Below are 24,243 nucleotides of genomic sequence, written 5' to 3' on the forward strand. Positions count from 1 at the left end.
GCGCGCGCTCAGGCCTCGAAGGTTTAGGTTCACCGGGTGCACATCGTGACGGTTGACGGCAGTGATCCCGAGATCTTCAAGCAGTTCTTCCAGGTGCGGGAGGCGGTCCGCCGGGAGGAGCTCGAGTTCCCGGTCGGCATGGGCCCGGAGGAGGCCCGGGTGCTGATGACCGGGCAGCACTCCGACGTACGGGCCGATGGGCTCGGCCTGGTCGACGGTGACACCTGGCTGGGGATCGCGTGGCTGGACTGGTGGTTGCTCGACAACACCCAGACGGTCGAGGTCGAGCTCGCGGTCGTCCGGTCGTACCGGCGTCGTGGCATCGCGACGCGGCTGCTCGACGCGGTGATCGAGCGGGCCCGCGCTCAGGGCCGGCGGGTTCTGTCCGGGTTCGACCTGACCGGCGACCCGGTCACCGGCGAGAGCGCGAGTACGGCGTTCGCCGCCGCGCGCGGGTTCGTCCGCAAGCACGCCGAGCTGCACCAGGTCCTGGAGTTGCCGGTGCCCGACGAGCAGCTGACGTCGTTGGAGCAGCCGACGCCGGGCTACGAGCTCATCCACTGGCGTGAGCACGCGCCCGACGAGTGGCTCGAGCAGTTCGCCGCGCTGCTCAGCGGGATGGCCGTGGACGTCCCCACCGGCGACCGGACGGTCGAAGCGACCCGGTGGACGCCTGAGCTGATCCGGGAATCCGAGGATCGCCGGATCGCCCAGGGCCGCTTCACCTACACGACCGCCGCTGTGCACATCGCCTCCGGCGAGCTCGCGGCGTACACCCAGATGGGCGGTACGCCGGAGACACCCGGCCGCCTCAACCAGTACGACGCCTTCGTCCGCCGGTCCCGCCGCGGTCATCGCCTCGGCATCGCCGTCAAGGCACCCAACCTGCGCGCGATCCAGGCGGAGCTCACCCAGCCGGCGGTCGTGCACACGTGGAACGCCCCCGAGAACGCCCCGATGATCGCGGTCAACGACAAGCTCGGCTTCCGTCCCGTCGCTCAGCGCACCCAGTGGGAGCTCGACCTCGGGTGAGATCACCCGAGGTCGAGCTCGTCCGGTGACTACTCGGGTTTGTAGTCCCAGATTTCGTGGGTGGTGGTGCCGGACCTGTACTGGCGCGGCGGGCGGGTCTCGGAGCCGAGCCCCGGCTCCCAGTCGGTCCGGGCCTCCAGGTACTGGTTCAGCCGGCTCGGCAGCTCGACCTCGGCGCCGATCGCCATCACCTTGAACCGGGAGGCGGCCAGCCGCCAGCAGGTCGCCGTACCGGCTGGGCCGTTGTACTGCGATACGACCTCGGCCAACTGGCGGTCGGAGGACACGCGACGCCGGACGCCGTCGAAGAACTGGCCGGGGCGCGTGTCGACCAGGCCGTAGAGGTACGGGCTCCCCTGCAGCGTGCCGTCGGCGGCCACCTTGCCCAGGTAGGAGACGAGGAAGGCGGTGAACTCGGCTCCGGCCACTCGGCGATCACCGATCCGGCCGACGTACAGGTCCTTGATGCGCGGTCGCAACTGCCAGGTGAGCACTTCCTGGCCCGCGGCGCTCTTGTAGTGGTAGCCGACGAAGGCAACAAACTTACTGGCGCCCGCTCGCGGCACCGTGACGCTGACCGGTTTCGCCCGGCGGGCATCGATGGTCGCACTCGTGGCACGTCGTACGTCGAACCCGGGCTCTACCAACCGGTACAGCTCTCCCTTGGGGCCGAAGATCGTGGCCTCCAGGATGTACGTGCCGCGGGGCACTCGCGCGGTCGCCCGACCGGTGGCGTCGACGGTGTCGCCGTCTCGCACGTTCCAGAAGGAGACGTAGCCGCGCTCGGCCGGCACGGGAGAGCCATCGGCACCGAGCACGCGCATCGCGACGTCGTAGCTCTCGACCTCCTTGTCGACCACCAGTGGTACGACGACCTGCTGCGTGCCGCCAGTTGCGGTGATCCGACCGCTGTGGACGCCGTCAGCGCCGGCATGCGTGGTGTCAGAGACCACCTGGACCGAAGCCTCACCGCCGGCCGGGACGGTGATCTTGTTCGCGCTGAGCCGGAGCGCCCCGGCCGGTGCCGGCTTGCCAGCGATTGCGAGCTCGGCCTGGAGGTCGAGGATGACCGGAGTGCTGCCGAGGTTGCGGTAGGTCAGTTGCTTGCTGACGGGCTTGTCGTCGGCGTGCGGCCACAACGCCGTACCGAAGGAGATGCTGCCGGTGGTGGTGACCACGGACTGGGTGATGGCCCGGGTCAGGTCGACCCGGCCCGCACCCTGCTCGTACGGCGCCAGCGCGGGGTTCGGCTTGGCCGCCGCCATCAGGGCGCCCCTCAGCTCCGGCGCCTTCCACCCCGCGTGCTGCTGGACGAGCAGCGCGGCCGCACCCGAGACGTGCGGGGTTGCCATCGACGTCCCGGACATCCGGCTGTAGCGGTCGCCGACAGGCTCACCCAGCACCGCGTTCGCGGCGCGCGCCGCCACGATGCCGACACCGGGAGCAGTGAGGTCGGGCTTCACCGCTCCCCCGGCGGCCGGTCCCTGGCCGGAGAAGTCCGCGAGCGCCTCGTTCCCATCGACCGCGCCCACGGTCAGCGCGGCCGCGGCGGTACCCGGCGACTCGACGGACTCCGCACCGCCACGGTTGCCGGCGGCAACGACGAACAGGGTCCCGGTGGTCCGGGTCAATCGGTCGATCGCTTCCTCGAGCGGATCGATCTCGTCACCACCCGGGCTGCCGAGGCTGAGGTTCACCACCGGCGCGTGCTGGGCGACGGCCCACTCGATGCCGGCCAGTACGGCGGACTCCGAGCAGTCGCCGCGGTCGTCGCAGACCTTCCCGTCCAGGAGCTTGGCGTCCGGGGCGACACCGCGATACCCGTCAGCGCCTTTGCCCGCGATGGTGGAGGCGACGTGCGTCCGTGACCGGCCGCGTCGGCCGCCGGGTCCGGGGTGAAGTTCTTGGCGGCGACCACCTGGCCGGCCAGGTCCGGATGAGTGGTGTCGATGCCGCTGTCGAGGACCGCGACGGTGACGCCCTTGCCGGTGTAGCCCGCCTTCCACGCTGCCGGTGCGCCGATCTGCGGCACGCTCTTGTCGAGCGACGTACGCAGCTTCCGGTCCAGCCAGATCTTGCCACCGGCCTTCCGCTGCCGCGCCTGTCTGAGGAAGGTGGCCGCGTCCCGCTTCGGGACCGTCAATGCGGTTGCGGACTTCAGCACCTTCTTCGCCCTCGACCCTGGTACGGCCCCGCCGGTGACCAGCAATGGAATGTCCCCACGGGCGGCATCGTCGTACCCGTCACGGAACAGCAGGTCGAGGTCGAAGAGGCGCTTGTCCAGCTGTCCGGTCCGGACGGCCTCGCGGACATCGGACGGGATCAGCGTCCACTCCTTGCCGGTACGCCGGCTCTCGAACGTCACCTGCTCCCGGCCGGCAGCCCTCGCAATCGAAACCTGGTCGCCGCGCAGAATCACCCGGTCCCCAGTGATCAACGTGACGACCCGATCCCTGACCTCCCCAGAGCCCTGCTCGGCCGGCACAGCCTGACCGGTCGTCGGCAAAGCCGCAGCGCACGCCGTCGCCACCAGCAGCATCGCAATCCAACGTCTCTTCGGCACAGGCATCCCCTTCGTAGTGGCCGGTTCACTGTCTGGATGTCCGGCCACGGCGCCGGCATTTCACTCCCGGCTGGTTTCCGGGAACAATGAGTAGCCAGTCCCCGGACGATGGGAGGCACGCCTGTGGACGAGCGCGATCGATCGCCCGCCCCGGGCTACCTGCCCGCGGTTTTTCAAACCACCGCCGTCGAGCTGGATCAGGCGACTGCCACCGATCCGCGCGGACGCGGGAATCTGCTCGGGCTCGTGTTCGTCGTCGGGTTGTTCGCGTTCTTCGTCACCGACGCCTTACCAGGTGGCCCGAACGCGGTGGCGGCGTTCGCGATCGCGGCCGGTGTCGTGCTCCTGCTGTTCCTTGGTGCGGTCACCGCGGCGGTGATCATCAGACGGACCCGGCGTCCTGCATCGACTCCGGCCCGGACGGTCGACGTCAGGGCCATGAGACCTCCGCGCTACTCGGCGAGTACGCGGCTCGCGCCGGCTGAGGTGGAGGAACCCCCTCGGCCTGCAACACCCGGCTCCAAGCGCGACTTCCTCCGCACGGTCGACGAACTCCTCTCCGCGATCGACAGACTCCCCGAGGACCAGGTCGAGTGGATCGAGCACGACCTGCTCAGGTTCGCCACCTCGGGGTCCCTCGCCGATCTGGACCGGCTGGCCGCCAGCCGCGTCGCCTGGAGGATGTACTACGAGGTCGACACCTTTGTGTGGCTCGCCGGCCACCTGACCGAGCAGCAGCTGGCCTACCTGTCCTCCGTGCTCACGGCCCGGGGGGAACTGCGGTGATCGACGATCTCGGCAAGCTGCTCGACCGGGTGTCGTCACCGGCGGATCTCGCCGTCATCCTGCTCGCCGGTCCCCTCGCCTACGTGCTCGACGCGGGCCTCGACGTCGTCGGCTTCCTGCCGCCGGGGTACGTCGCCATCACCGCCGCGTCGGTCGCGCTCGGTGTGAAGAAGCTCGTCGAGGTACGGCGTACCAACCGCAAGCAGCTCGCATCCCATCGGGACGCCCACTCCCGGGCGCTCGCGTTACACGAGCACCTCAAGGCGAACGGCGCACCCGTCCATCTGCTCGGCTACCTGGAGGCGGAGATCACCCTCTACACCGGCGGCGCCACCACGGAGCAGGACCTGGACAGCGCGATCGCGGACTGCCTGCGGGAGTACCGCGCCTGGAGCCGGATCGGGCGCAGCGATGCTGGGATATCGGGAGGCGAGCGTTAGTCTGGTAGGCGCTCTGATCCCGACCGGAAGTGCCCGATGACTGTCGAATCGCTGTTCCCGCGCCTGGAGGCTCTGCTGCCGGGGGTGCAGAAGCCGATCCAGTACGTCGGCGGTGAGCTGAACTCGGTCAGCAAGGACTGGGACGCCGTGAGCGTCCGGTGGGCGCTGATGTACCCGGATGCCTACGAGGTCGGGCTGCCGAACCAGGGCGTCCAGATCCTGTACGAGGTGCTGAACGAGCGCGACCACATCCTGGCCGAGCGGACCTACTCCGTCTGGCCGGACATGGAGCAGGTGATGCGGGACAACGGCATCCCGCAGTTCACCCTGGACAGCCACCGGCCGGTGCGGGCCTTCGACGTGTTCGGGCTGTCGTTCTCGACCGAGCTCGGCTACACCAACATGCTGACCGCGCTCGACCTGGCCGGGATCCCGCTGTACGCCGCCGACCGGACCGACGAGGACCCGATCGTGCTGGCCGGCGGGCACGCGGCGTTCAACCCGGAGCCGATCGCCGACTTCATCGACGCCGCCGTCCTGGGTGACGGCGAGGAGATCGTGCTGGCCATCTCCGAGGTGATCCGGGAGTGGAAGGACGAGGGCCGCCCGGGTGGCCGCGACGAGGTGCTGATGCGCCTGGCCGCGTCCGGCGGGGTCTACATCCCGAAGTTCTTCACCGTCGAGTACCTGGCCGACGGCCGGATCAAGCGGGTCGCGCCGAACCGTCCCGGCGTACCGTGGCGGACCGCCAAGCACACGGTGATGGACCTGGACGCCTGGCCGTACCCGAAGAAGCCGCTGGTCCCGCTGGCCGAGACCGTGCACGAGCGGTACTCGGTGGAGATCTTCCGCGGCTGCACCCGCGGCTGCCGGTTCTGCCAGGCGGGCATGATCACGCGGCCGGTGCGCGAGCGCAGCATCACCACGATCGGCGACATGGTCGAGAACGGGCTGAAGCAGTCCGGGTTCGAGGAGGTCGGGCTGCTCAGCCTGTCGTCCGCCGACCACAGCGAGATCGCGGACGTGGCCAAGGGGCTGGGTGACCGGTACGAGGGCAGCAACGTCTCACTGTCGTTGCCTTCGACAAGGGTCGACGCGTTCAACATCACGCTGGCCAACGAGTTCTCCCGCAACGGCCGGCGCAGCGGCCTGACCTTCGCCCCGGAAGGCGGGTCGGACCGGATGCGCAAGGTGATCAACAAGATGGTCACCGAGGAGGATCTGATCCGCACCGTCGCGGCGGCGTACAGCCACGGCTGGCGGCAGGTGAAGCTGTACTTCATGTGCGGTCTGCCGACCGAGACCGACGAGGACGTGCTGGCGATCGCGGACCTGGCGAAGAAGGTGATCGCCACCGGTCGTGAGGCGGCCGGCCGGCGAGACATCCGTTGCACGGTGTCGATCGGCGGGTTCGTGCCGAAGCCGCACACCCCATTCCAGTGGGCCGCACAGCTCGGGGCCGAGGCGACCGACGCCCGGCTGGCGAAGCTCGCCGCCGCGATCCGGTCGGACAAGAACTACGCCAAGGCGATCGGGTTCCGGTACCACGACGGCAAGCCCGGCATCATCGAGGGCCTGCTGTCCCGCGGCGACCGCCGGGTCGGCCGGGTGATCGAGCAGGTCTGGCGCGACGGCGGCCGGTTCGACGGCTGGAGCGAGCACTTCTCCTACGACCGCTGGGTCGAGGCCACCGAGAAGGCGCTCGCCGACGAGCCGGTCGACCTGGCCTGGTACACCACCCGCGAGCGCGAGTACGCCGAAGTCCTGCCGTGGGACCACCTCGACTCCGGCCTGGACCGGGACTGGCTGTGGGAGGACTGGCAGGACTCGCTCGAGGAGGATGGCGCGATCGAGGTCGAGGACTGCCGCTGGACCCCCTGCTTCGACTGCGGCGTTTGCCCCCAGATGGGCACCGAGATCCAGATCGGCCCCACCGGCAAGAAACTCCTCCCGCTGTCCGTGGTCTGAGCCCCCGGATTCGAGGGGATAACCCCCCTCGAACTGTGGCTTCTCCCCTCGCAGCCGAGACGCCCAACCCGCGGCGCGGACCGACCGCGCTGTCGTGCGCGCCGCGGGACGGCGTCAGTTGCAGTAGTACGCCGGGGTGGGAGTTGTCTCGGTCTGGTCCTGCCAGTGGGCCACGCCGATGTAGTAGCCGCAGCCGGTGCCCTCGTCGAACCAGGCGGCCCCGCCGGAATAGGCGTGCGCCTCACCGACCGTGGTGAACGGACCGGAGGCGCTCGCCCCCTTCTGCAGCTCGACGCGGACCTCGGTGACGCTGTTCGAACAGCCTTCGAGACCGACGCCGACGTACAGCATCAGCGCGCTGTACCCGACGCTCCTGGCTGTCACCAGATCGCAGGCTTGGGTGCCGGTGGTGGAGGCCTGTGCCGGGGTGCCGACGGCCAGGCCGGCGGCGAGAGCGGCGGTCGTCAGCGCGGCGCCGACAAGCTTCTTCATAGCAGATCCTCTCTGTGGAGCGGTGAGAAACTTACAGAGAGAGATCAGAATAAGTCAGCCAGTTACGTGCGTCGACGCCGAAAGCAGCAGCTCGCTGAGCAAGAGCTGGTCAGCACTGCCCAGAACCAGGTCGGCCGCGGCCACCTCGGCCTCGCGCACAAACGGATTCGGGATCGCCACCGCGAACATCCCGGCCGCCTGCGCCGCCGCCACGCCGTGCGCGGTGTCCTCGACCGCGATCGCCTCGTCACCAGGTACGCCGAGACGCCGCAGAGCCAGCTCGTAGATCGCCGGATCGGGTTTGTGGGCCGCGACCTCGTCGCCGGTGACGATCAGGTCGAACACCTCGATCGCACCCACCCGCTCCAGATGACCGCACACCCACGGTCGCGGCGAACTGCTCGCGATCGCGACCCTCAGCCCGAGCTCCCGCGCCGCCGCGATCCACTCCCGGATCCCCGGCCGGAAATCCAGCTCCCCGTGCAGCCGATCGCGGTGCGCCGTCCGGCGGGCATGACTCGCCACCCGATCGAAGCCGGCCCCGACCGCCGCCGCGAGCACCTCGTACCGCGACTCGGTGACGTCACCACCATGCCCCGGCCAGAACTCCGCGAGATCCAGCTCGAGCCCGTGATGCGCCCACTCCGCCCGCCAGCTCTCCACCAGCGTCGTCTCGGTGTCCATCAACAACCCGTCGAAGTCGAACACCACCGCCCGAATCCCACTCGGCACCAACCGCATCGCCAGCCGGTGGATCTCCCCCTCGCTCAGCCCACAGGCCGCCAAGTAGGCCCGCACCCCGCCGTAGCACCGGTCGACGTGCTCGAGCGAGTCGAGGATGCTGGACGGCAACGCCCGCCAGAGGATCTCGGCGGCCGGCCGCTCGTCGTCGGGCAACTCGGCGAGTCGCGCCAGGATGCCGAGCCGTTCCTCGCTCATCGCGTAGTCGGCCGCGATCACGTCGCGAGGTACGCCGACCAGGTCGAGCCACAGCGCGATGAGCAGCCCGGTCCGGTCCTTGCCCGACCTGCAGTGCACCACCACCGGCGCGTCGGCCGGCGCCGCGACCAGCGCACGAAACGCCTTGGCGATCTGAGCCTTGTTGCGGTCGAGGCTGCCGCGGTAGATGTCTGTGATCAGCGGCTCGGCCTCGGCGTCGCGCAACTTCTCGGCGGCTGGGTCGATCCATGGGATCCGCTGGTACGACGCCGAACCGTCGAGCAGATGTGGCCGGGTGATCTCCCAGTCCGAGCGCAGGTCGAGCACCAATCCGGCGCCGGCGGCAACGAACGCGGCCCGTCCGTCGTCGTCCAGTTGGTCCGGTGAGTCCGTCCGGAACACGGTCCCGCTGCGGGTCGGTACGCCGTACCTGGTCGGAAGTCCGCCGATGTCGCGCGCGTTCAGGCATCCGCTCCACACGCGGTCAGCTTAGAACAACGCCTCCTAGCGACTCGAAGTCCTTCCACGTGCCGTCGAAGGCTTTGTGGTGCATGGCTGAGTCCACGCCGACCGCGAACACGTCCAGCCGGCCAGGACCCCACGCCACCACTGATCCAGCCGGACGTGGGCGAGTGACCGTGGCGGCCGACTCGAGCCAGCCGGCCAGCGCGGCCACGTTCATCCGCAGGATCTCGGCGGCCAGTCCCCAGTCGAGGAAGTTCAGGGTGTCGGTCGCCGTGTGGATGTGGCCGTTCGCGCTGTCCGCGCCTTCGATCGTCAGCAGAGCCGGGATGCCGGCGTTGATGAACGGCACGTGGTCACTCGCGAACGGGTTCAGCGACGTCTCCACCTTCAGCCCGGTGTACGTCGCGGCCGCCATGGCCAGGTCGGCCATCTGGCCGGACGACACCTGAGCACCTTCGAGCAGCACGGTCGGTACGGCGCTGTTCTTGCTCGCGATCATGTCCATGTTCAGTACGGCGCGGATCCGCGACCGCTCCGCCGGCGGCAGCGCGGCGACGTACTGCTTGCTGCCGAACAGCCCCTGCTCCTCGCCACCGAACAGGATCAGCCGTACGTCGTGCCGCCACGACCGGCTGGACAACAGCCGGCCCAGCTCGAGGACACCGGCCGAGCCGCTCCCGTTGTCGTCCGCGCCGGGAGCGTTGGCAGACGGACCGCCCGCGAGGTTGACCGAGTCCAGGTGCGCGGTGATCAGCACGACTCCGCCGCCACCCGTCCCGGGCCGGTCCCCGATCAGGTTCTGCGACTGCCCGCCGCCGACCGTGACCGTGGTCCGGGTGACTCCGTAGCCGAGGGCAACCATCCGGGCGGCGGCGAAGTCCATCGCGGTGGTGAACGACGTACTGAGCGAGTGCCGCGTCGGCAGGCTCGCGAACCAGGTCAGATCGGCCTGGTACGACGTCGGCGATAACTCGCCGACCAGCTTCACGACAGCGGGATCGACCCGGGCCGCGGACGGCGCGGGTACGTCGACGACCGTCGCACCGGCGCGCAACGTCTCGACCCGCCAGCAGTTGTTCGACCGGCGCCGGGGTCTGTCGGCGGACGAGATCACCAGGTGCCGGCCGTGGTCGAGGAGCGGCTTCACGTCCGGGTAGTCATGCTGGAAACTCCGGCCGACCTGCGTGACGAGCAGCAGGCCGGGCGCGGTCCGCGATGCGCGCCCGAGGTGCTCGGACTGCGGGCGCCAAAGGATCGTGCGGTCGCCGAAGCGCGCGGAGTGCGGGTCGTCGGCCGCTTCGGCGGTCGGCACGACGAGGTAGCGGACAGGTGTCGCCGCCCTACTCATGTTTCTGCCTCATGGGTTTCCTGCCAAGAATCAGTCGGACCAGATGATCTCGAGGCGGCCAGGCTCTGCCTTCACGATGCGGCCCTGGGTGGCGCCGGTGATCCGGCCGGCGGCGTCCCAGCGACCGCCGGGCCTGGCCTCGGGGGCGTCACCGCGGCCGATCGCCCACTCCACCAACGTGCCGTCCGGGCGGAACTCCACCCCCCGCCGGCCGCGGGCCGGCGGGAAGGCGAAGTCGTCCGGGCGGTAGACGCTGATCCCGTCGTGGTCCTCCTCGAAGGAATGCGTCCATCGGCCTTTCACGTGTTCGGTCAGCTCAGTGCCACCTGTTCGATCGATGCCGGCGTTTCAGGCACGGACACCTTGAAATCGCTGACGATGCCGCCGAGCGGCTCGTACCCGGTGACCGACGGTCCCCACGCCGAGCCGTCCCACCACTTGTGGTACAGCTGCTTGTCGGTGCCGGTGACGAACACGTCGAGCCGGTTCGGGCCCCACGAGACGACGCGCGGCTCGTCGGTGCAGACACCGCCCAGGTACTCCCAGTCGGTGACACCTGGTCCCCAGGCCGAGCCATCCCACCACTTGTGGTACAGCGCGGAATCCGTGCCGAGTACGAACACGTCGAGCCGGTCGGTGTCCCACGAGACCACTGTCGGCGCCGTTGTACAGACACCGCCCATGTACTCCCAGCCCGACCAGGCCGAGCCGTCCCACCACTTGTGGTAGAGCGCGGAGTCGGTGCCGATGACGAACAGGTCGAGCCGGTTCTCACCCCAGGCGACGACCCGCGGTGGAGAAGCGCAGACCCCGCCGAGGTACTCGTAGCCGTCGACGGACGGTCCCCAGGCCGAGCCGTCCCACCACTTGTGGTACACCGCGTTGTCGGTGCCGAGCACGAACACGTCCAGCCTGTCGGTGCCCCAGGCAAGCACTTCGGGCGGGCTCATGCAGATCCCGCCGAGGTACTCGTACCCGGTCAGCGACGGTCCCCAGTTCGAGCCGTCCCACCACTTGTGGTACAGCGCGCGGTCGGTGCCGAGGACGAACGCGTCGAGCCGGTTCGGTCCCCAGGTTGCCAGCCGTGGCGGGCTCATACAGACGCCGCCCAGGTACTCGTACCCGGTGACCGACGGTCCCCAGTTCGAGCCGTCCCACCACTTGTGGTACAGCGCGTGGTCGGTGCCGAGGACGAACGCGTCCAGCCGGTCCGGCCCCCAGGCCGCGACTTCAGGAGCACTCATGCAGATACCACCCATGTATTCGTAACCGCCGATGGACGGTCCCCAGGCCGATCCGTCCCACCACTTGTGATACATCGCCAGATCGGTGCCGAGCACGAACGCGTCCAGCCGATTCGTGCCCCACGCGACCACCGAGCCGGCGGGTTCCGGCGTACCGGCGCCGCCGTCGGAGCCCGTGATCAGGCCGGGGCGAACGGTGTCCAGGCAGGCCTCCATCCGGGCCACCTGGTCGTCGGTGAACATCACCATGCCGCGGTCGTCGGTGTAGTCCATGTAGTTGACGAACAGGTCGCCGTTCGGGCCGTTGCTGCAGGTCACGTGCGGGAACGTCGGTACGCCGAAGTTCGGGCCGGCCTGGTTCGGGGTGTCGGCGACCTCGTCGCTGCCGCTGCAGCCGGTGCCGTCGTCGCCCCAGATGTGGAACAGGTTCAGGAAGTGCCCGATCTCGTGGGTCGTGGTCCGGCCCAGGTCGAACGGCGCGGCCGCTGTACCGGTGGTGCCGAACCCGCTGTGCAGGATCACCACGCCGTCGGTCTCGGCCGGGCCGCCCGGGAACTGCGCGTACCCGAGCAGGCCGCCGCTGAGCTGGCAGACCCAGATGTTCAGGTACCGGTCGGTCGGCCACGGGTCGTGGCCGCCGGTCGCCGACGACTTCACCTTGTCGTCGCTGCCGAAGCCGTCGACGGTCGTCTGGGTCCGGGTGACACCCGTGGTCGGGTTGCCGTCCGGGTCCTCGGTGGCCAGGTAGAACTCGACCCGCGCGTCCGCGATCAGATCCTTGTACGGCGGCGGCACGAAGCCGATGTCGGCGTTGGTCGCCCGGAAGTCGTGGTTGAGGACGTCGAACTGGCTGTCGATCTGGGCCTGCGAGATGTTCTGCGCCTGCGTCTTCCAGACCACGTGCACGACACACGGGATGCGCGCGATACCGGCGAAACGTTGCTGGCGAGCCACGTACTGCGTCGTCGCGTTCTCGAGCGCCGACCGCGCGGCGGCGTACTCGGGGGAAGTGGACAGCAGTCGACGGTGTACGTCCATCACACCGCACTGCCGTCTGGTCGGAGTCTCCGTTCGCCCGTCCGTGCCAGGGCCGCCCATACCCGCACCACCGGCGCCGGCTCCGCCGCCCATCCCGGCACCGCCCATCTGGCCGCCGCCGCTCATACCGGCACCGCCCGCCTGACCGCCACCGCTCATACCGGCACCGCCCGCCTGACCGCCACCGCTCATACCGGCACCTCCGCCGGACCCACCACCACTCGTGCCCGTGCCACCGGAACTACCCGGCATACCCGCACGGCCTGGCCCGCTCATCGACGTCCGGTCGGCGGGCGTCCCGTTCGCGCCCGGCATGCCGTTCGTGGCCGGCGTCCCGTTCGTGGACTGCTTGGCCTTCTCTCCCGGCATCCGGTAGTCGTCGTCGCGGTGCTTGTCCGCTCTCCCGTTGGCCTTCCTCGGCATCTCTCCCCCTTACAGCGGGGGCGAACGAGCAGATCGGGATCATCCGCGATCCCGGACCGAAAAGGTTTTCCCCCAGCCCGCCCCTCGATCGAAGACGGTCCCGCCCGTCTTCCCCCGCCGAACAGCCTGCCCCCAAGCGACTGCTCTCCGTACACCTTCCACCCATCACCGCACCCGCACAAGCCTTCGCAGCCCGGCAGTGAACTTTCCCCCGAAGCCCTGCACCCGTTGGAGAATTGCGTGAAGACTCAAGGAGGATTTCCGCTGCGTCGAGAACCGTCCCCGGGTGGTCGGCCGGTTTGGGGAGTGCTACGCACCTCAAACGATCCGTAGAACTCCCCACACCCCCAGGCGTCTAGGAGAGGTGGGCCAGGAGCAGGGGGTTGACGAGCTCGGGGTGGGAGTAGGTGACGAGGTGCGCGGCGTTCTCGATGATCTCGAGGTGGGCGCCGGGGATCGCGGACGCCAGCGGGATGACGGTCTCGGGTGGGACGGAGGTGTCCTGCTCGGTGGTGACGAGGAGGACGGCGGCGGTGATGTCCTTCAGGCCTGGCTGGAGGTTGGTGGCGCTCAGCGCCTCGCAGCAGGCGGCGTAGCCCTCGTCGGAGGTGTTGAGGAGTTGTTCGCGCACGGGCGCGATGTCGGTGAACTCCGGAAGGAACCAACGGCCCAGCGTGGCGTCGACGATGGCCCGCGTGCCTTCGGCGCGGACGGTCGCGGCCCGGTCGGTCCACATCTGGGCGTTCTCGGCCGGGTTGGACGGCGGGCACACCAGGGCGAAGCGGTGGAACCGGTCGGGTGCGTTCTCGGCCAGCCACAGGCCGAGCGCGCCGCCGAGGGAGATCCCGACGTACGACGCCTGCTCGACTCCGAGGGTGTCGAGCAGTTCGACCACGTCACCTCCCAGGTCGTCGATCGTGTACGGCCCGGGCGGCGCCTCGGACTCCCCGTGCCCGCGGTGGTCGAACGCGACCACCCGGAACCGTTCGGCCAGGACGCCGACCTGCGGGGCCCACATCGCGTGCGTCGTCCCGAGCGAGGACCCGAGCAGAACCACGGGCGCGTCGGCGGGACCGGTCTCCTCATAGTTGAGTCGCATAACCCCACCCTACGGACGCTGCTACTCTCCGCGGCATGACAAAGCCTCGATCCGTGGATCCTGGGGGGAGCGAGCAGGTGCTCGGCGGAGTGCAGCGCAAGGCGGAGGGCGAGGCTCGGAGTGGGGTTCTCCGTGCCTCGTCCTCCAACGCCGCGATGTGCCCGCCGAGTGCCGCGCAGCCCCGCCAGGATCCACGGATCGAGGCTCGGGGCGTGCCGGGGCTGGGGTTTGTGGGCGCACTGGCGGCGGTGGTGCGCGGCGGCTTTGTCGAGAGTCGCCATTTCGGGATTGCGGTCGCGGTCGATCCGGCCGGTACGCCGATCGTCGCCATCGGCGACGTGGACGCGCTGGTGCTGCCCCGGTCCACCGCGAAACCGCTGCAGGCCGTGGGGTGCATCGCCGCCGGCGCGTCGCTGGATGGCGAGGAGGCCGCGATCACGGCGGGCAGTCACACCGGCGAGGACCGGCACGTCGCGCTGGTGGACCGGATGCTGGCGAGCGCCGGCCTCGATCGGGGCGCGCTGGGGTGCCCGCCGGATCTGCCTGAGGACTCAGAGACCCGCAGCCGGCTGGTCGCCGCGGGCATCGGGGCGTCCCGGGTGCTGATGAACTGCTCGGGCAAGCACGCCGCGATGCTCAAGGCAACGGTTGCCGCTGGCGACGAGCCGTCCGGCTACCTGGACCCGGCCGCGCCGGTGCAGAAGACGATCACGGCCGAGATCGAGCGGTTGACCGGAGCAGCGACCGGGATCGTCACCGTCGACGGCTGCGGCGCTCCGCTGGTCGCCGTACCGCTGCTCGGGCTGGCGATGAGCTTCGGCCGGCTGGCGACGGCTGCGGCCGGTACGCCGGAACACCAGGTCGCGCGGGCGATGCGGGAGTACCCGGAGTTCGTCGGCGGTCGCGGTCATCAGAACAGCCTGGTGATGCAGGCGCTGCCCGGCGTCATCGCCAAGGGCGGCGCGGAAGGCGTGATCGCGATGGCCGCGCCGGATGGTCATGCGGTGGCCGTCAAGGTGATCGACGGCAACCCGCGAGCCACCACGGCCCTCGGACTCACATTGTTGAGCAAGTGCGGAGTGGACGTCTCCCCCGCCGCGGACCTGCTCGAGGTGCCGGTGCTCGGCGGTGGCCAACCGGTCGGTCGGCTCGAGCTGGAGATCTAGCGGTAGAGGGCCAGGGCGCCGGTGAGGGAGTCGATGCTCGAGCGGGGACCGTACAGCGCCACGCCCAGGTACTCGACGTCTTCGGGCTTGGTGCCGCTCAAGGTCGTGGACATCTGCTCGTAGGTCCGGGCCCGTTGGGCGATCTGGTGCATGTCGTGCACGGTCACGCCGTCCCGGGCCGCCGCCTGGGCACGGAGGTCGTGCAATTGCTCGGCGGACGCTCGCAGTACGGGGATCGGGTGCGCGCACATCCCGGTGTGCGGGTTCCCGGACGCGTCCTCGGTGTCCGGGCCGACCACCTGCTCGTGGTGGTGGCCGAGGGCGACGCCGAGCAGGGCGGCGGTGTTCAGGGCGACGCCGACCGGCGCCTCGGCCGCGATCACCACGACCATTTTGTTCGTCAGCACGGGGTAGAACCTAGCTCCCTGGCCAGAGTTGTCGCTCGGCTGCCGAACATCGTTCGGCGGATCTGCCAAACTTCCTGTCATGGACGAACTTGATACGGCGCTGCTGCGGATGCTGCAGAACGACGCACGCCGGACCAACCGGGACATGGCCGCCGAGCTCGGCATCGCACCGTCCACCTGCCTGGAGCGGATCCGCGGCCTCCGCGAGCGTGGCGTGATCAGCGGCTACCACGCCGAGGTCGACCTGAAGGCGATCGACCGGTCCACCCAGGCGATCATCTCGATCAAGCTCCGCCCGCAGGCGATGGCGGTGGCGACCGCGTTCCAGGACTACGTCAACCAGCTGCCGGAGACGCTGGCGATGTTCATGGTTTCGGGCGGGTCCGACTTCCTCGCGCATGTCGCGGTGAAGGACACCCAGGCCCTGCGCGACCTGGTCCTCGCGCTGGCCAAACGGCAGGAGATCGCCGACATCCGCAGCTCAGTCGTCTTCGAACACCACCGCCGCACAACGATCATGCCCCTCCCCGACCGCTGAGGGCTCAGCCGAGCGCGGACAGCTTCGTGGGGTTGGCCTGGATCCGAACGGCGGCGATCTGGTTGCCGTCGAACTCCAGGTGCAGGACATGCCGGAACGTCGGTAGCCGCACGTCCAAAGCCGGTCCGGTCACCAGTTCCAGCGGTACGACCTTCACGTCCTTGCGGCTGTAGATCCGGCTGAAGAACGTGGCGACCTGTTCCCGTCCGACCACCGGCTTGCGGGCGACCCGGCGCTGACCGCCGCCGTCACTCCACTCGGTCACCGACTCCTTGAGCATCGACTCCAGCCGAGCCAGGTCGCCATCGCGAGCCGCCGCGACAAAGTCGAGCAGCAGCCGCCGCTGCTCCGCCGGTGTGGGCTCGAACCGCGGTCCGTCGCGATCGAGCGCCTTGATCGCCCGATTGTGCAGTTGTCGACAATCCTCCGCGGACCGCCCGAGAATCTCCGCGATGTCGTCGTACGGGAGGACGAACGCTGTCCGCAGTACATAGACAGCTCGTTGCGGCGGGCTGAGCCGCTCCATCAGATGCAGTACGGCGAGCGACAGGTCAGAGGTGTCGACCGAGGCGAACGGGTCCGACGGCACCGGCTCGGGCAGCCACTCCCCCAGATAGCTCTCACGCCTGGCCTGACGAGTCCGCAGTACGTCGATCGCCAGCCGCGTCACCACTCGGGTCAGATAGCGACGCGGCTCGAGCACATTCGCGCGATCGGCACCGGACCACCGCACGAACGCCTCCTGCAGCACGTCCTCGGTGTCGTGCCAGCTCCCGAGCAACCGATAGGCAAGACTCGCGAGCATGGCGCGCGCCGACTGGAACTCATGAACGGTACTGGTCAAGCGGCGAGCACCGGCTGCTTCCTGCTCGTGATCGTCAGACGGTTCCACAGGTTGATCGTGCCAATCGCGAGGAGCACGTTCGCGGCCCCCTCCTCCCCGAACTGCTCGACCGCTGCCTCCCACACCTCGTCGGGTATGCCGGTCCGGCCGAGCAGAGTGACCGCATCGGTCAGGCCCAGCGCCGCCCGCTCGCGCTCGTCGTAGAAGGAGGATTCACGCCAGGCGGCCAGCCCGAACAGGCGTTGTGTGCTCTCGCCGTCCTTGATCGCGTCCGTGGTGTGCATGTCGACGCAGAACGCGCACTCGTTGATCATCGAGGCGCGCACCTTGATCAGAGAGAGCACCGTGTGGTCAACCGCGCCCTGAACGTACTTCTCCAGGCCGAACACAGCCCGGAAGCCGGCGGGCACGACTTTGCTGATGTCGATTCGCTGTTCCATACCTCCACGACGGTCCCGAGGAGGCCTGGCGTGACAACGGTTGCTGTGACGCCGGTCACGCGCCTTTCTTGAGCACCTGCTGGGCCTTGGCGACCGCGGCCTCGGTGGCGCCTTCGAGCTCACCGTCCTGCCCGGCCAGCAGGGTGACGGAGACGACGACGTCCTCGACGCCGGCGGTGGCGGCGGTGAACTCGAGGCCGCGACGCGAGCCCGAGGTGGCGGTGAGCCGGAACGCGAACGGGTCGGTGCCGAACTGCGGCGCGGAAATCTCCTCGACCTCCATCGAGTAGCTGCCCGCGCCGATCTTCATCGTCACCTTCGGGCAGGAGGTGACCGCCTTCCGGTACGCGTGCTGCAGGTAGGCGACCTCGTCTTTGTTGCCCATCGCATCGATTCCGAAGTCGAGGAAGGTGCCCTCCTGGCCGGCCGAGAACGAGCGGTGCGTGGTGGCTTTCGCACCCGGTGCCTCGTTGGCGTTCAGGAACCTGACCAGGGTCTTGCACTTGCTGCTCGCCGACGAGAACGGCTTGGCCGCGTCGCCGGCCGGATCGTCCTTCTCCGGCTGGTAGCCGGCCGGCAGGTCGGCCTGTTCGAGCAATGCCTTGGCCAGTTCGGCCGAGGTCCGCTTGACCGTGCCAGACGGTGTCCCGCTGGCATCGGGCGCCGCCGGCGTGACGGTCGGCGTCGGCGTACTCGCGGGCGGAGCCGCATCATCCTTCCCGTCCCCTCCGCAAGCGGTGAGCAACAAGCTGAGCGCGGTGACAACGGCGAGCGGGAACGACACCAACCTGGTCATGGGGCCTCCCGGCCTGGACTGAGGAGCGCAGGGAGCGAAGCGACGGTCGTGGGGCCCTCCCGCCCTGGACTGAGGAGCGGAGGGAGCGCAGCGACCGGAGTGACGAGGGAAGGGCGGGAGCCGAGGGCCCCATGACCCGCCGGCGCCGAAGCCCCGGCCAAAGGCACAGCGACGAGGGAAGGCCGGGAGCCAAAGCCCCATGACCCGCCGCGCGGCAGCGCGGCAATAAGCAGAGTCATGGACCTTCCAGAACCTCGAGGGCCGGGCGGGCCCACCAGTGGCCGAGCAGGCAGCAGCGTACCTGACCCGTCAGGTCTTCCCGCCGAGCCCTGCCCGCGGCCGGCCGGTCAGAAGCGGTGCGAGCGGAGGTGGATGTTCTGGAGTAGACCGATGGCGAGCAGGCAGGCGAACATCGACGAGCCGCCGTAGGAGACGAACGGCAACGGGACGCCGGTCACCGGCATGATGCCCAGTGTCATGCCGATGTTCTCGAAGGCCTGGAAGGCGAACCAGCAGACGATCCCGGTGGCGACCAGGCGGCCGAAGGCGTCCCGGGCGTTGACGGCGATGCGCAGGCCGCGCAGCAGCACCAGGGCGAACAGCAGGATGATCGCACCGGCGCCGATCAGGCCGAGCTCCTCCCCCGCCACGGTGAAGACGAAGTCGGTGTGCTGCTCGGGGACGAACGCGTTCTGCGTCTGGCCGCCGTGGAACAGTCCCTGGCCGAAGACGCCGCCGTTGCCGATCGCGATCCGGGCCTGGTTCACGTTGTAGCCGATGCCCTGCGGGTCCTGGGACGGATCCGCGAACGCGATGAACCGGGCCAGCTGATAGTCCTTCAGCACCTGCAGCTTGATCGCCAGCGCCGCCACCACGACCCCGGCGGTGACGAGGCCGAGCATCCAGCGTTTCGGTACGCCGGAGACCGCGATGATCCCGAACACGATCGATCCGAGCACCATCACCGTGCCCAGGTCCGGCTGCAGCATCACCAGCACCACCGGTACGGCGGCGACCGCGATCGCCTGCGCGACGTCGATGGTCCGGGCCGTGTCGCGGTGGTCGGTCTCACCCTTCTCGGCGATCAGCAGTGCCATCCCGACGATCACCGCGAGCTTGGCGAACTCACTGGGCTGGATCGACATCCAGGGCAGCTGGATCCACGACCGCGAACCGTTGATCACGGCCCCGACGCCCGGGACGAGAACCAGGATCAGCCCGACGACCGAGGCGGCGTACAGCAGCGGGGCGAGGATGCGGACCCGGCGGTGGTTGGTGACTGCGGCACCGATCGCGAGCACCAGGCCGATGGCGAAGTTCAGCGCGTGCCGGAGCAGGAAGGCGTACTGGTTCCCGTCGGTGAGCGACGTCCGGTTGTGCGTCGCGGACCAGATCAGCATCGCGCCGATCGACGAGAGCGCCAGCACACCGAACACCAGGACCCAGTCCACGTGCCACACCGTCGACCGCCGGTCCATCCGCGGCCGGGTCCGGATCGGGGTCAGCAGCGCCATGACCGTGACCTCATGGGGTCGGCTTCTTCTGCTGCTCGGCCGGCGTCGGCTGGATGTTGTAGAGCGTCTCGTAGATCTTCCGGACCGCCTCGCCACCGGCGCCCGAACCGGTGCCGGCCTGGCTGATCATCATCACAACGGCATAGCGATCCGTGTACGACGCCAGCCACGAGGTGGTCTGTTTGCCGTACACCTCCGCCGTACCGGTCTTGGCCCGGATCTGCACCTGGTCGACCGGGAACCCGTTGAACTTCCAGGCCGCCGTACCGGTCTTGACCGTCTCCTTCAGGGCCCGGTCGATGTAGCGAAGGTTCGCCGACGAGACCGGCAGCTTCGCCTTGGGCTTCGGCTTGATCTCGTGCGGCTTGCCGTTGGCGCCGACCCAGGACTGGACGACGCGCGGCTCGTACAGCGTGCCGCCGTTCGACAGCGCCGAGTACACCGTCGCCAGTTGCAGCGGGGTCACCGTGGTGTCGCCCTGGCCGATGGCGAAGTTCACCGCGTCACCCGCGCGGTACCGGTACCCGTCGGCGCAGAACTCGCGGGAGAACTGCTTCAGGAACGCCGACGTCCCGGGCGGCGGGTTGTCCGCGAGCTTGCAGTAGTAGTCCTTCTGGGAGTCGTAGTACTCCTTCTTCCACTTGCGATCCGCGATCCGGCCGCTGACCTCACCGGGCAGGTCGACCCCGGTCGGCTTGCCGAGGCCGAACTTCTGCGCCATCTCGACCAGCGGGTCCCGGGTGGTGACGTCGCCGGAGTTGCCGCCTTCCTTCAGCCAGAGCGCGTACGCGATCCGGTAGAAGAAGGTGTCACAGGACAACGACAGCGCCTGGTCGAAGCCGATCATCCCGTACGACGCGGACTCGTAGTTCTTGAACCGGCGGTTGCCGACCTCGAAGGACGACGAGCAGTCCAGCCGGGTCTTGGTGCTGTAGCCGGCGCTCAGCGCGGCCGCGGTGGTGATCGGCTTGAACGTCGATCCAGGAGCCAGCTGGCCCTGGAGGGCGCGGGAGACCAGCGGGGTGCCGGACCTGGTCGAGTACAGCGCATCGAGCTCGCGCTGGGTGATACCGCCGACCCAGACACCCGGGTCGTACGTCGGGTAGCTGGCCATCGCGACGATCCGGCCGGTCTTGGTGTCCATCACCACCGCGGCACCGGAGTCGGCGACGTACTTGCGCTTGGTGATCTTGTCGTACTGCTTCCGCGCGGTCAGGATCGCGTTGCGCAGTTGCGCCTCGACCGAGGCCTGGATCCGCGCGTCGATCGTGGTGACCAGCGTGGCCCCGGGCACCGGCGCGGTCTGCTTCTGGACGCCGGTGGTGTAACCGACCGCGTCGACGATGACGTCCTTGACCCCTGGAGCGCCGCGCAACAGCTTGTCGTACGTGCGCTCCACGCCGGCTCGGCCTACCAGGTCGGAGCGATGCGGCACCGAGTCCTGACCGGCCTTCTCCATGTCATCGAGCTCTTCGGTCGTGATCGGTGACAGGTAGCCGAGAATGTGTGCCGCGTTCACCTTGTACGGCGAGGGATACGCGCGCAGGGTCTGCGACTCGGCGGCGACGCCGGGGAAGTCCTCACGGCGTTCCATCACCTCGATCGCGACCTGCGCGCTGACGTCCTTCGCCACCGGGATCGGCTGGTACGGCGTACCGTTCCAGCAGGCCGGTGGTTTCGAGGCGCCGGGCTCACCGCAGAGCATCGTGCGGGCCTTGAGGTCCTTCGGCTTCTGGCCGAGCACTTTCGCCAGCCGGGCGATCACCACGTTCTGCTGGCTGTCCGGCAGCTTCGCCAGCACCGAGCGGTCGACCGTGATGACCAGCGACACCCGATTGCCGACCAGGGTGCGGCCCTTCGAGTCGACGATCGTGCCACGCGGCGCCGGCACCAGCACCTGCCGCGTGTGCTGCTGCGTCGCGGCCTGGGTGTAGTCATCGTTGGACATCACCTGCATGTACCAGAGCCGTGCGAACAACGTGCAGAACAACGAGAAGACAAGCACCCCGATCACCAACAACCGCAGGCGAGCCTTGAGTGGCGCTTCGAAACCGTCGAAGCTCATCCACGTCCTCGCTTCGCTCCGGGCGCGGATGAGGCACGAGACGCGCTGTGCTTGCTGATGAACTCGCTTCGCTCGTTCATGGCAACACCCGGCGGCGTTCTCGACGGGCTACGGCTCGGCCCATGATCCACATGACCAGCGGGATCACCACGATCGCGGCGACGACGTCGTACCCGGCGGCGATGCCCAGGCGAACGCCGAACTCACCCCAGTCGACCGACGGGTCGTGCAGCAGAGATCCGGTGGCGCTGTAGATGAAGAGGGACAGCGTGGTCCCGAGAACGACCGTGGCGGCCACGATCAACGGCCCCACCGGACCCGCTGACGTCTCCCGCCGGATCAACCCGGCGACGTAGCCGGCGATGGCGAGCGCGAGCGCCCAGCGACCGGCGGTGTGATCGGCCGGCGGCACGACGTCGAGCAGCAGGCCACCCGTGAATCCGGTGATCGCACCCCACTCCGGTCCGCGGGACAAGGCCAGCGCGATGACCACGATCAGCACCAGGTCACAGGTGACCCCGGCGACCGCGATGTTCGACAGCAAGGACGTCTGCACGGTGACAGCGACCATCAGGAACAGGGCCGCCAACCCGATGCGTAGAGCGATCACGTCAGTTCCCCCCTCCTGAATCGGCACTGCCTTCGGTGACGGTCGTCTGTGGTTTGAGCTGTGTACGCGGTGTCCGGGCCGGTGGACCGGTCACCACGCCGACGGTGTCGATCCGGGTCGGATCGACGTACGGCTTGATGGTCGCCGTGGACCCGAGAGCTCCCTGGTTCGGCGTGACCGAGGTGACCACGCCGATCGGCACCCCGGGCACGTACGGCGCGTTGCCGCTCGAGCCCCAGGTGACGATCCGGTCCCCGACCTTCGGCCTGGCCTTGAGATCGACCAGTTTGTAGTCGAGCGTGCCGTTCACCTCGCCCCGGCCGGAGACGAAGCCGAGCGCCATCGAGGCGTTCAGCCGGCCGCCGACGGTCGAGTTGCGGTCGCCGATCAGCAGCACGGTCGCGGTCGCGTGGGTGGTGCGGACCACCCGGCCGACCAGGCCGTCCCCGTTCAGCACGGTCATGTCGACGTGCACGCCGTCCGCCGTACCGGCGTCGATGGTGACCGTGTGGTTGAAGCTCTGCGCACTGCCGATCCCGATCACCCGGGCAGGGGTCATCGCGTACGCCGGCGCGAGTTTGAGCAGCCGATCCAGCTCGGCCGCCCGGTTGCGGGCGTAGTCGGTGGTGTTCAGATCCTGGTGGAGCTTCTCGTTCTCACTCTTCAGTTTTTCGTTCTCGGCTTTCAACCTATCCATTTCCGCGAACCGGTCGCGGAGGTTGTCCACAGGCTGCCGGGCCGAGCTGGCGGTCGACTCGAGCGGACCGAACACACTCGCCGCCGCGTGCCGCAGCGGATCCACCGGCGAGCCGGCCGAGCGGCGGGCGTCGAGCACGATCAGGGTGAAACAGGCCAGCACGATCAGGACCAGCACGGTCCGGCGGCGCCGGATCTCGCGCGGCATCCCGGCCGAACGGACCAGGCCTCGCGCCGGCGTGCCGAGGTCTTTGAGCATGGGTCAGCGCCGGTCGGTGACGAGGATACGGTTCAGGGTCTCGATGTTGTCGACACACTTGCCGGCGCCGAGGACGACGGCGTCCAGCGGGTTCTCCGCGACATGGATCGGGATGCCGGTCTCGTGCCGCAGCCGCTCGTCCATCCCCTTCAGCAGCGCACCGCCGCCGGTCAGCACGATGCCGCGGTCGACGATGTCGCCGGCCAGCTCCGGCGGAGTCTTGTCCAGGGTTGCCTTGACCGCGTCGACGATCGCGGTGATCGGCTCCTCGATCGCCTGCCGGATGCTCGCCGAGGACACCTTCACGGTGCGCGGCAGCCCCGACACCATGTCCCGGCCGCGGATCTCGCTCTCCGGCCCGTCGGTGGTCGGGAACGCCGACCCGATGGTCATCTTGATCTGCTCGGAGGTGGCCTCGCCGAGCAGCAGCGAGTACTCCTTCTTGCAGTAGTTCACCACCGCCTTGTCGATGGCATCGCCGGCGACCCGGATCGACTGGCTGGTGACGATGCCGCCGAACGAGATGACCGCGACCTCCGTGGTGCCACCGCCGATGTCGACGACCATGTTGCCGGTGGCGTCGCGGACCTCGAGGTTGGAGCCGAGCGCCGCGGCCATCGGCTCCTCGATGATGTAGACCTTGCGCGCGCCGGCCATGTACCCGGCGTCGCGGACCGCGCGCTGCTCGACCGCGGTGATCCCGGACGGTACGCAGACCACGATCCGCGGCTTGGCGAAGTACCGGCGGCGGTGCACCCGCTGGATGAAGTAGCGCAGCATCTGCTCGGCGGCGTCGAAGTCGGCGATCACGCCGTCCTTGAGCGGGCGGATCGCGGTGATGTTGCCGGGGGTCCGGCCGATCATCTTCTTCGCCTCGTGCCCGAAGGCGACTGCCTCCCGCGGTTCGTCGGTCCGCGTCGCCACCACCGACGGCTCGTTCAGGACCACGCCGCGGCCGCGCACGTAGACGAGGGTGTTCGCCGTACCGAGGTCGACCGCCATGTCGCGGCCGAGCATGCTGTTCGCCATGGAGGCGCCTCCTGCTCGATCCGGTTCTCAGGCTAAGCGCGC

21 protein-coding genes and 1 pseudogene are annotated in these 24,243 nt (G+C 69.1%); 6 read left to right on the plus strand and 16 right to left on the minus strand.

All coding sequences use genetic code 11. The features are described from left to right. Positions 1 to 36 precede the first annotated feature (36 nt). On the plus strand, positions 37 to 1,032 hold the full coding sequence (locus AB0F43_RS05115) for a GNAT family N-acetyltransferase (protein ID WP_360470819.1): 996 nt from the start codon (positions 37 to 39) through the stop codon (positions 1,030 to 1,032). A 29-nt stretch (positions 1,033 to 1,061) separates the two neighbouring features. Here the strand turns inward: AB0F43_RS05115 and AB0F43_RS05120 are convergent. Next, positions 1,062 to 3,601 (minus strand): annotated as a pseudogene (locus AB0F43_RS05120) (S8 family serine peptidase). Positions 3,602 to 3,718: 117 nt separating this feature from the next. Between AB0F43_RS05120 and AB0F43_RS05125 the strand changes: the two are divergent. Genes AB0F43_RS05125 through AB0F43_RS05135 form a run of 3 tightly spaced genes read left to right on the plus strand, consistent with a single transcriptional unit; the run spans position 3,719 to position 6,789 of the window. Beyond that, a complete protein-coding gene (locus AB0F43_RS05125) occupies positions 3,719 to 4,381 on the plus strand; it encodes a hypothetical protein (protein WP_360470822.1) in 663 nt (220 codons plus the stop codon). Next, the gene (locus AB0F43_RS05130) at positions 4,378 to 4,821 is read left to right on the plus strand and encodes a hypothetical protein (RefSeq protein ID WP_360470825.1); all 444 of its coding nucleotides are present in this window, start codon (positions 4,378 to 4,380) and stop codon (positions 4,819 to 4,821) included. Before AB0F43_RS05125 ends, AB0F43_RS05130 begins: the two co-directional genes overlap by 4 nt. A 36-nt stretch (positions 4,822 to 4,857) precedes the next feature. Continuing rightward, complete coding sequence (locus AB0F43_RS05135) at positions 4,858 to 6,789, plus strand: TIGR03960 family B12-binding radical SAM protein (protein ID WP_360470828.1); 1,932 nt, start codon at positions 4,858 to 4,860, stop codon at positions 6,787 to 6,789. Between the two features lie 114 nt (positions 6,790 to 6,903). On the opposite strand, the gene AB0F43_RS05140 is transcribed toward AB0F43_RS05135, so the two are convergent. From AB0F43_RS05140 to AB0F43_RS05165, 6 genes are all read right to left on the minus strand, one after another. After that, the gene (locus AB0F43_RS05140) at positions 6,904 to 7,281 is read right to left on the minus strand and encodes a hypothetical protein (RefSeq protein WP_360470831.1); all 378 of its coding nucleotides are present in this window, start codon (positions 7,279 to 7,281) and stop codon (positions 6,904 to 6,906) included. A gap of 54 nt (positions 7,282 to 7,335) precedes the next feature. Continuing rightward, positions 7,336 to 8,700 (minus strand): HAD-IA family hydrolase, encoded by a 1,365-nt coding sequence (locus AB0F43_RS05145; protein ID WP_360470834.1) that lies wholly within the window; start codon positions 8,698 to 8,700, stop codon positions 7,336 to 7,338. Between the two features lie 4 nt (positions 8,701 to 8,704). Next, a complete protein-coding gene (locus AB0F43_RS05150; RefSeq protein ID WP_360470837.1) occupies positions 8,705 to 10,033 on the minus strand; it encodes a M20/M25/M40 family metallo-hydrolase in 1,329 nt (442 codons plus the stop codon). Between the two features lie 30 nt (positions 10,034 to 10,063). After that, positions 10,064 to 10,336 carry a hypothetical protein gene (locus AB0F43_RS05155; RefSeq protein ID WP_360470840.1) on the minus strand — a complete coding sequence of 91 codons (273 nt, stop codon included), beginning with the start codon at positions 10,334 to 10,336 and terminating at the stop codon, positions 10,064 to 10,066. Positions 10,337 to 10,344: 8 nt separating this feature from the next. After that, positions 10,345 to 12,738, minus strand: a complete 2,394-nt coding sequence (locus tag AB0F43_RS05160; protein WP_360470842.1) for a M43 family zinc metalloprotease — start codon at positions 12,736 to 12,738, stop codon at positions 10,345 to 10,347. Between the two features lie 355 nt (positions 12,739 to 13,093). Then, positions 13,094 to 13,837, minus strand: a complete 744-nt coding sequence (locus tag AB0F43_RS05165) for an alpha/beta fold hydrolase (RefSeq protein ID WP_360470844.1) — start codon at positions 13,835 to 13,837, stop codon at positions 13,094 to 13,096. Between the two features lie 35 nt (positions 13,838 to 13,872). On the opposite strand from AB0F43_RS05165, the gene AB0F43_RS05170 reads away from it, so the two are divergent. Next, positions 13,873 to 15,003, plus strand: a complete 1,131-nt coding sequence (locus AB0F43_RS05170) for an asparaginase (protein ID WP_360470846.1) — start codon at positions 13,873 to 13,875, stop codon at positions 15,001 to 15,003. Here the strand turns inward: AB0F43_RS05170 and AB0F43_RS05175 are convergent. Then, positions 15,000 to 15,410, minus strand: coding sequence for a DUF2000 domain-containing protein (locus tag AB0F43_RS05175; RefSeq protein WP_360470848.1), 411 nt, complete (start codon positions 15,408 to 15,410; stop codon positions 15,000 to 15,002). The genes AB0F43_RS05170 and AB0F43_RS05175 overlap by 4 nt on opposite strands. A 79-nt stretch (positions 15,411 to 15,489) precedes the next feature. On the opposite strand from AB0F43_RS05175, the gene AB0F43_RS05180 reads away from it, so the two are divergent. After that, a complete protein-coding gene (locus AB0F43_RS05180; protein ID WP_360470851.1) occupies positions 15,490 to 15,948 on the plus strand; it encodes an Lrp/AsnC family transcriptional regulator in 459 nt (152 codons plus the stop codon). Between the two features lie 4 nt (positions 15,949 to 15,952). Here the strand turns inward: AB0F43_RS05180 and AB0F43_RS05185 are convergent, their stop codons facing one another. From AB0F43_RS05185 to AB0F43_RS05220, 8 genes are all read right to left on the minus strand, one after another. Beyond that, positions 15,953 to 16,840, minus strand: a complete 888-nt coding sequence (locus AB0F43_RS05185) for a sigma-70 family RNA polymerase sigma factor (protein ID WP_360470853.1) — start codon at positions 16,838 to 16,840, stop codon at positions 15,953 to 15,955. Next, positions 16,789 to 17,232 carry a carboxymuconolactone decarboxylase family protein gene (locus AB0F43_RS05190; protein WP_360470856.1) on the minus strand — a complete coding sequence of 148 codons (444 nt, stop codon included), beginning with the start codon at positions 17,230 to 17,232 and terminating at the stop codon, positions 16,789 to 16,791. Before AB0F43_RS05190 ends, AB0F43_RS05185 begins: the two co-directional genes overlap by 52 nt. A 55-nt stretch (positions 17,233 to 17,287) precedes the next feature. Continuing rightward, complete coding sequence (locus AB0F43_RS05195) at positions 17,288 to 18,028, minus strand: hypothetical protein (RefSeq protein WP_360470858.1); 741 nt, start codon at positions 18,026 to 18,028, stop codon at positions 17,288 to 17,290. 347 nt (positions 18,029 to 18,375) lie between these two features. Further along, positions 18,376 to 19,542, minus strand: coding sequence for a rod shape-determining protein RodA (gene rodA / locus AB0F43_RS05200; RefSeq protein WP_360470861.1), 1,167 nt, complete (start codon positions 19,540 to 19,542; stop codon positions 18,376 to 18,378). Between the two features lie 10 nt (positions 19,543 to 19,552). After that, complete coding sequence (mrdA, locus tag AB0F43_RS05205) at positions 19,553 to 21,607, minus strand: penicillin-binding protein 2 (RefSeq protein ID WP_360470864.1); 2,055 nt, start codon at positions 21,605 to 21,607, stop codon at positions 19,553 to 19,555. A 76-nt stretch (positions 21,608 to 21,683) separates the two neighbouring features. Then, on the minus strand, positions 21,684 to 22,217 hold the full coding sequence (gene mreD / locus AB0F43_RS05210) for a rod shape-determining protein MreD (protein WP_360470867.1): 534 nt from the start codon (positions 22,215 to 22,217) through the stop codon (positions 21,684 to 21,686). A 1-nt stretch (position 22,218) separates the two neighbouring features. Then, positions 22,219 to 23,172 (minus strand): rod shape-determining protein MreC, encoded by a 954-nt coding sequence (gene mreC, locus AB0F43_RS05215; protein ID WP_360470870.1) that lies wholly within the window; start codon positions 23,170 to 23,172, stop codon positions 22,219 to 22,221. A gap of 3 nt (positions 23,173 to 23,175) precedes the next feature. Beyond that, positions 23,176 to 24,201 carry a rod shape-determining protein gene (locus AB0F43_RS05220; RefSeq protein WP_360470872.1) on the minus strand — a complete coding sequence of 342 codons (1,026 nt, stop codon included), beginning with the start codon at positions 24,199 to 24,201 and terminating at the stop codon, positions 23,176 to 23,178. Between the last annotated feature and the right edge of the window lie 42 nt (positions 24,202 to 24,243).

Source organism: Kribbella sp. NPDC023972, assembly GCF_040639075.1.
In the GTDB taxonomy this organism is placed as follows: Bacteria; Actinomycetota; Actinomycetes; order Propionibacteriales; family Kribbellaceae; genus Kribbella.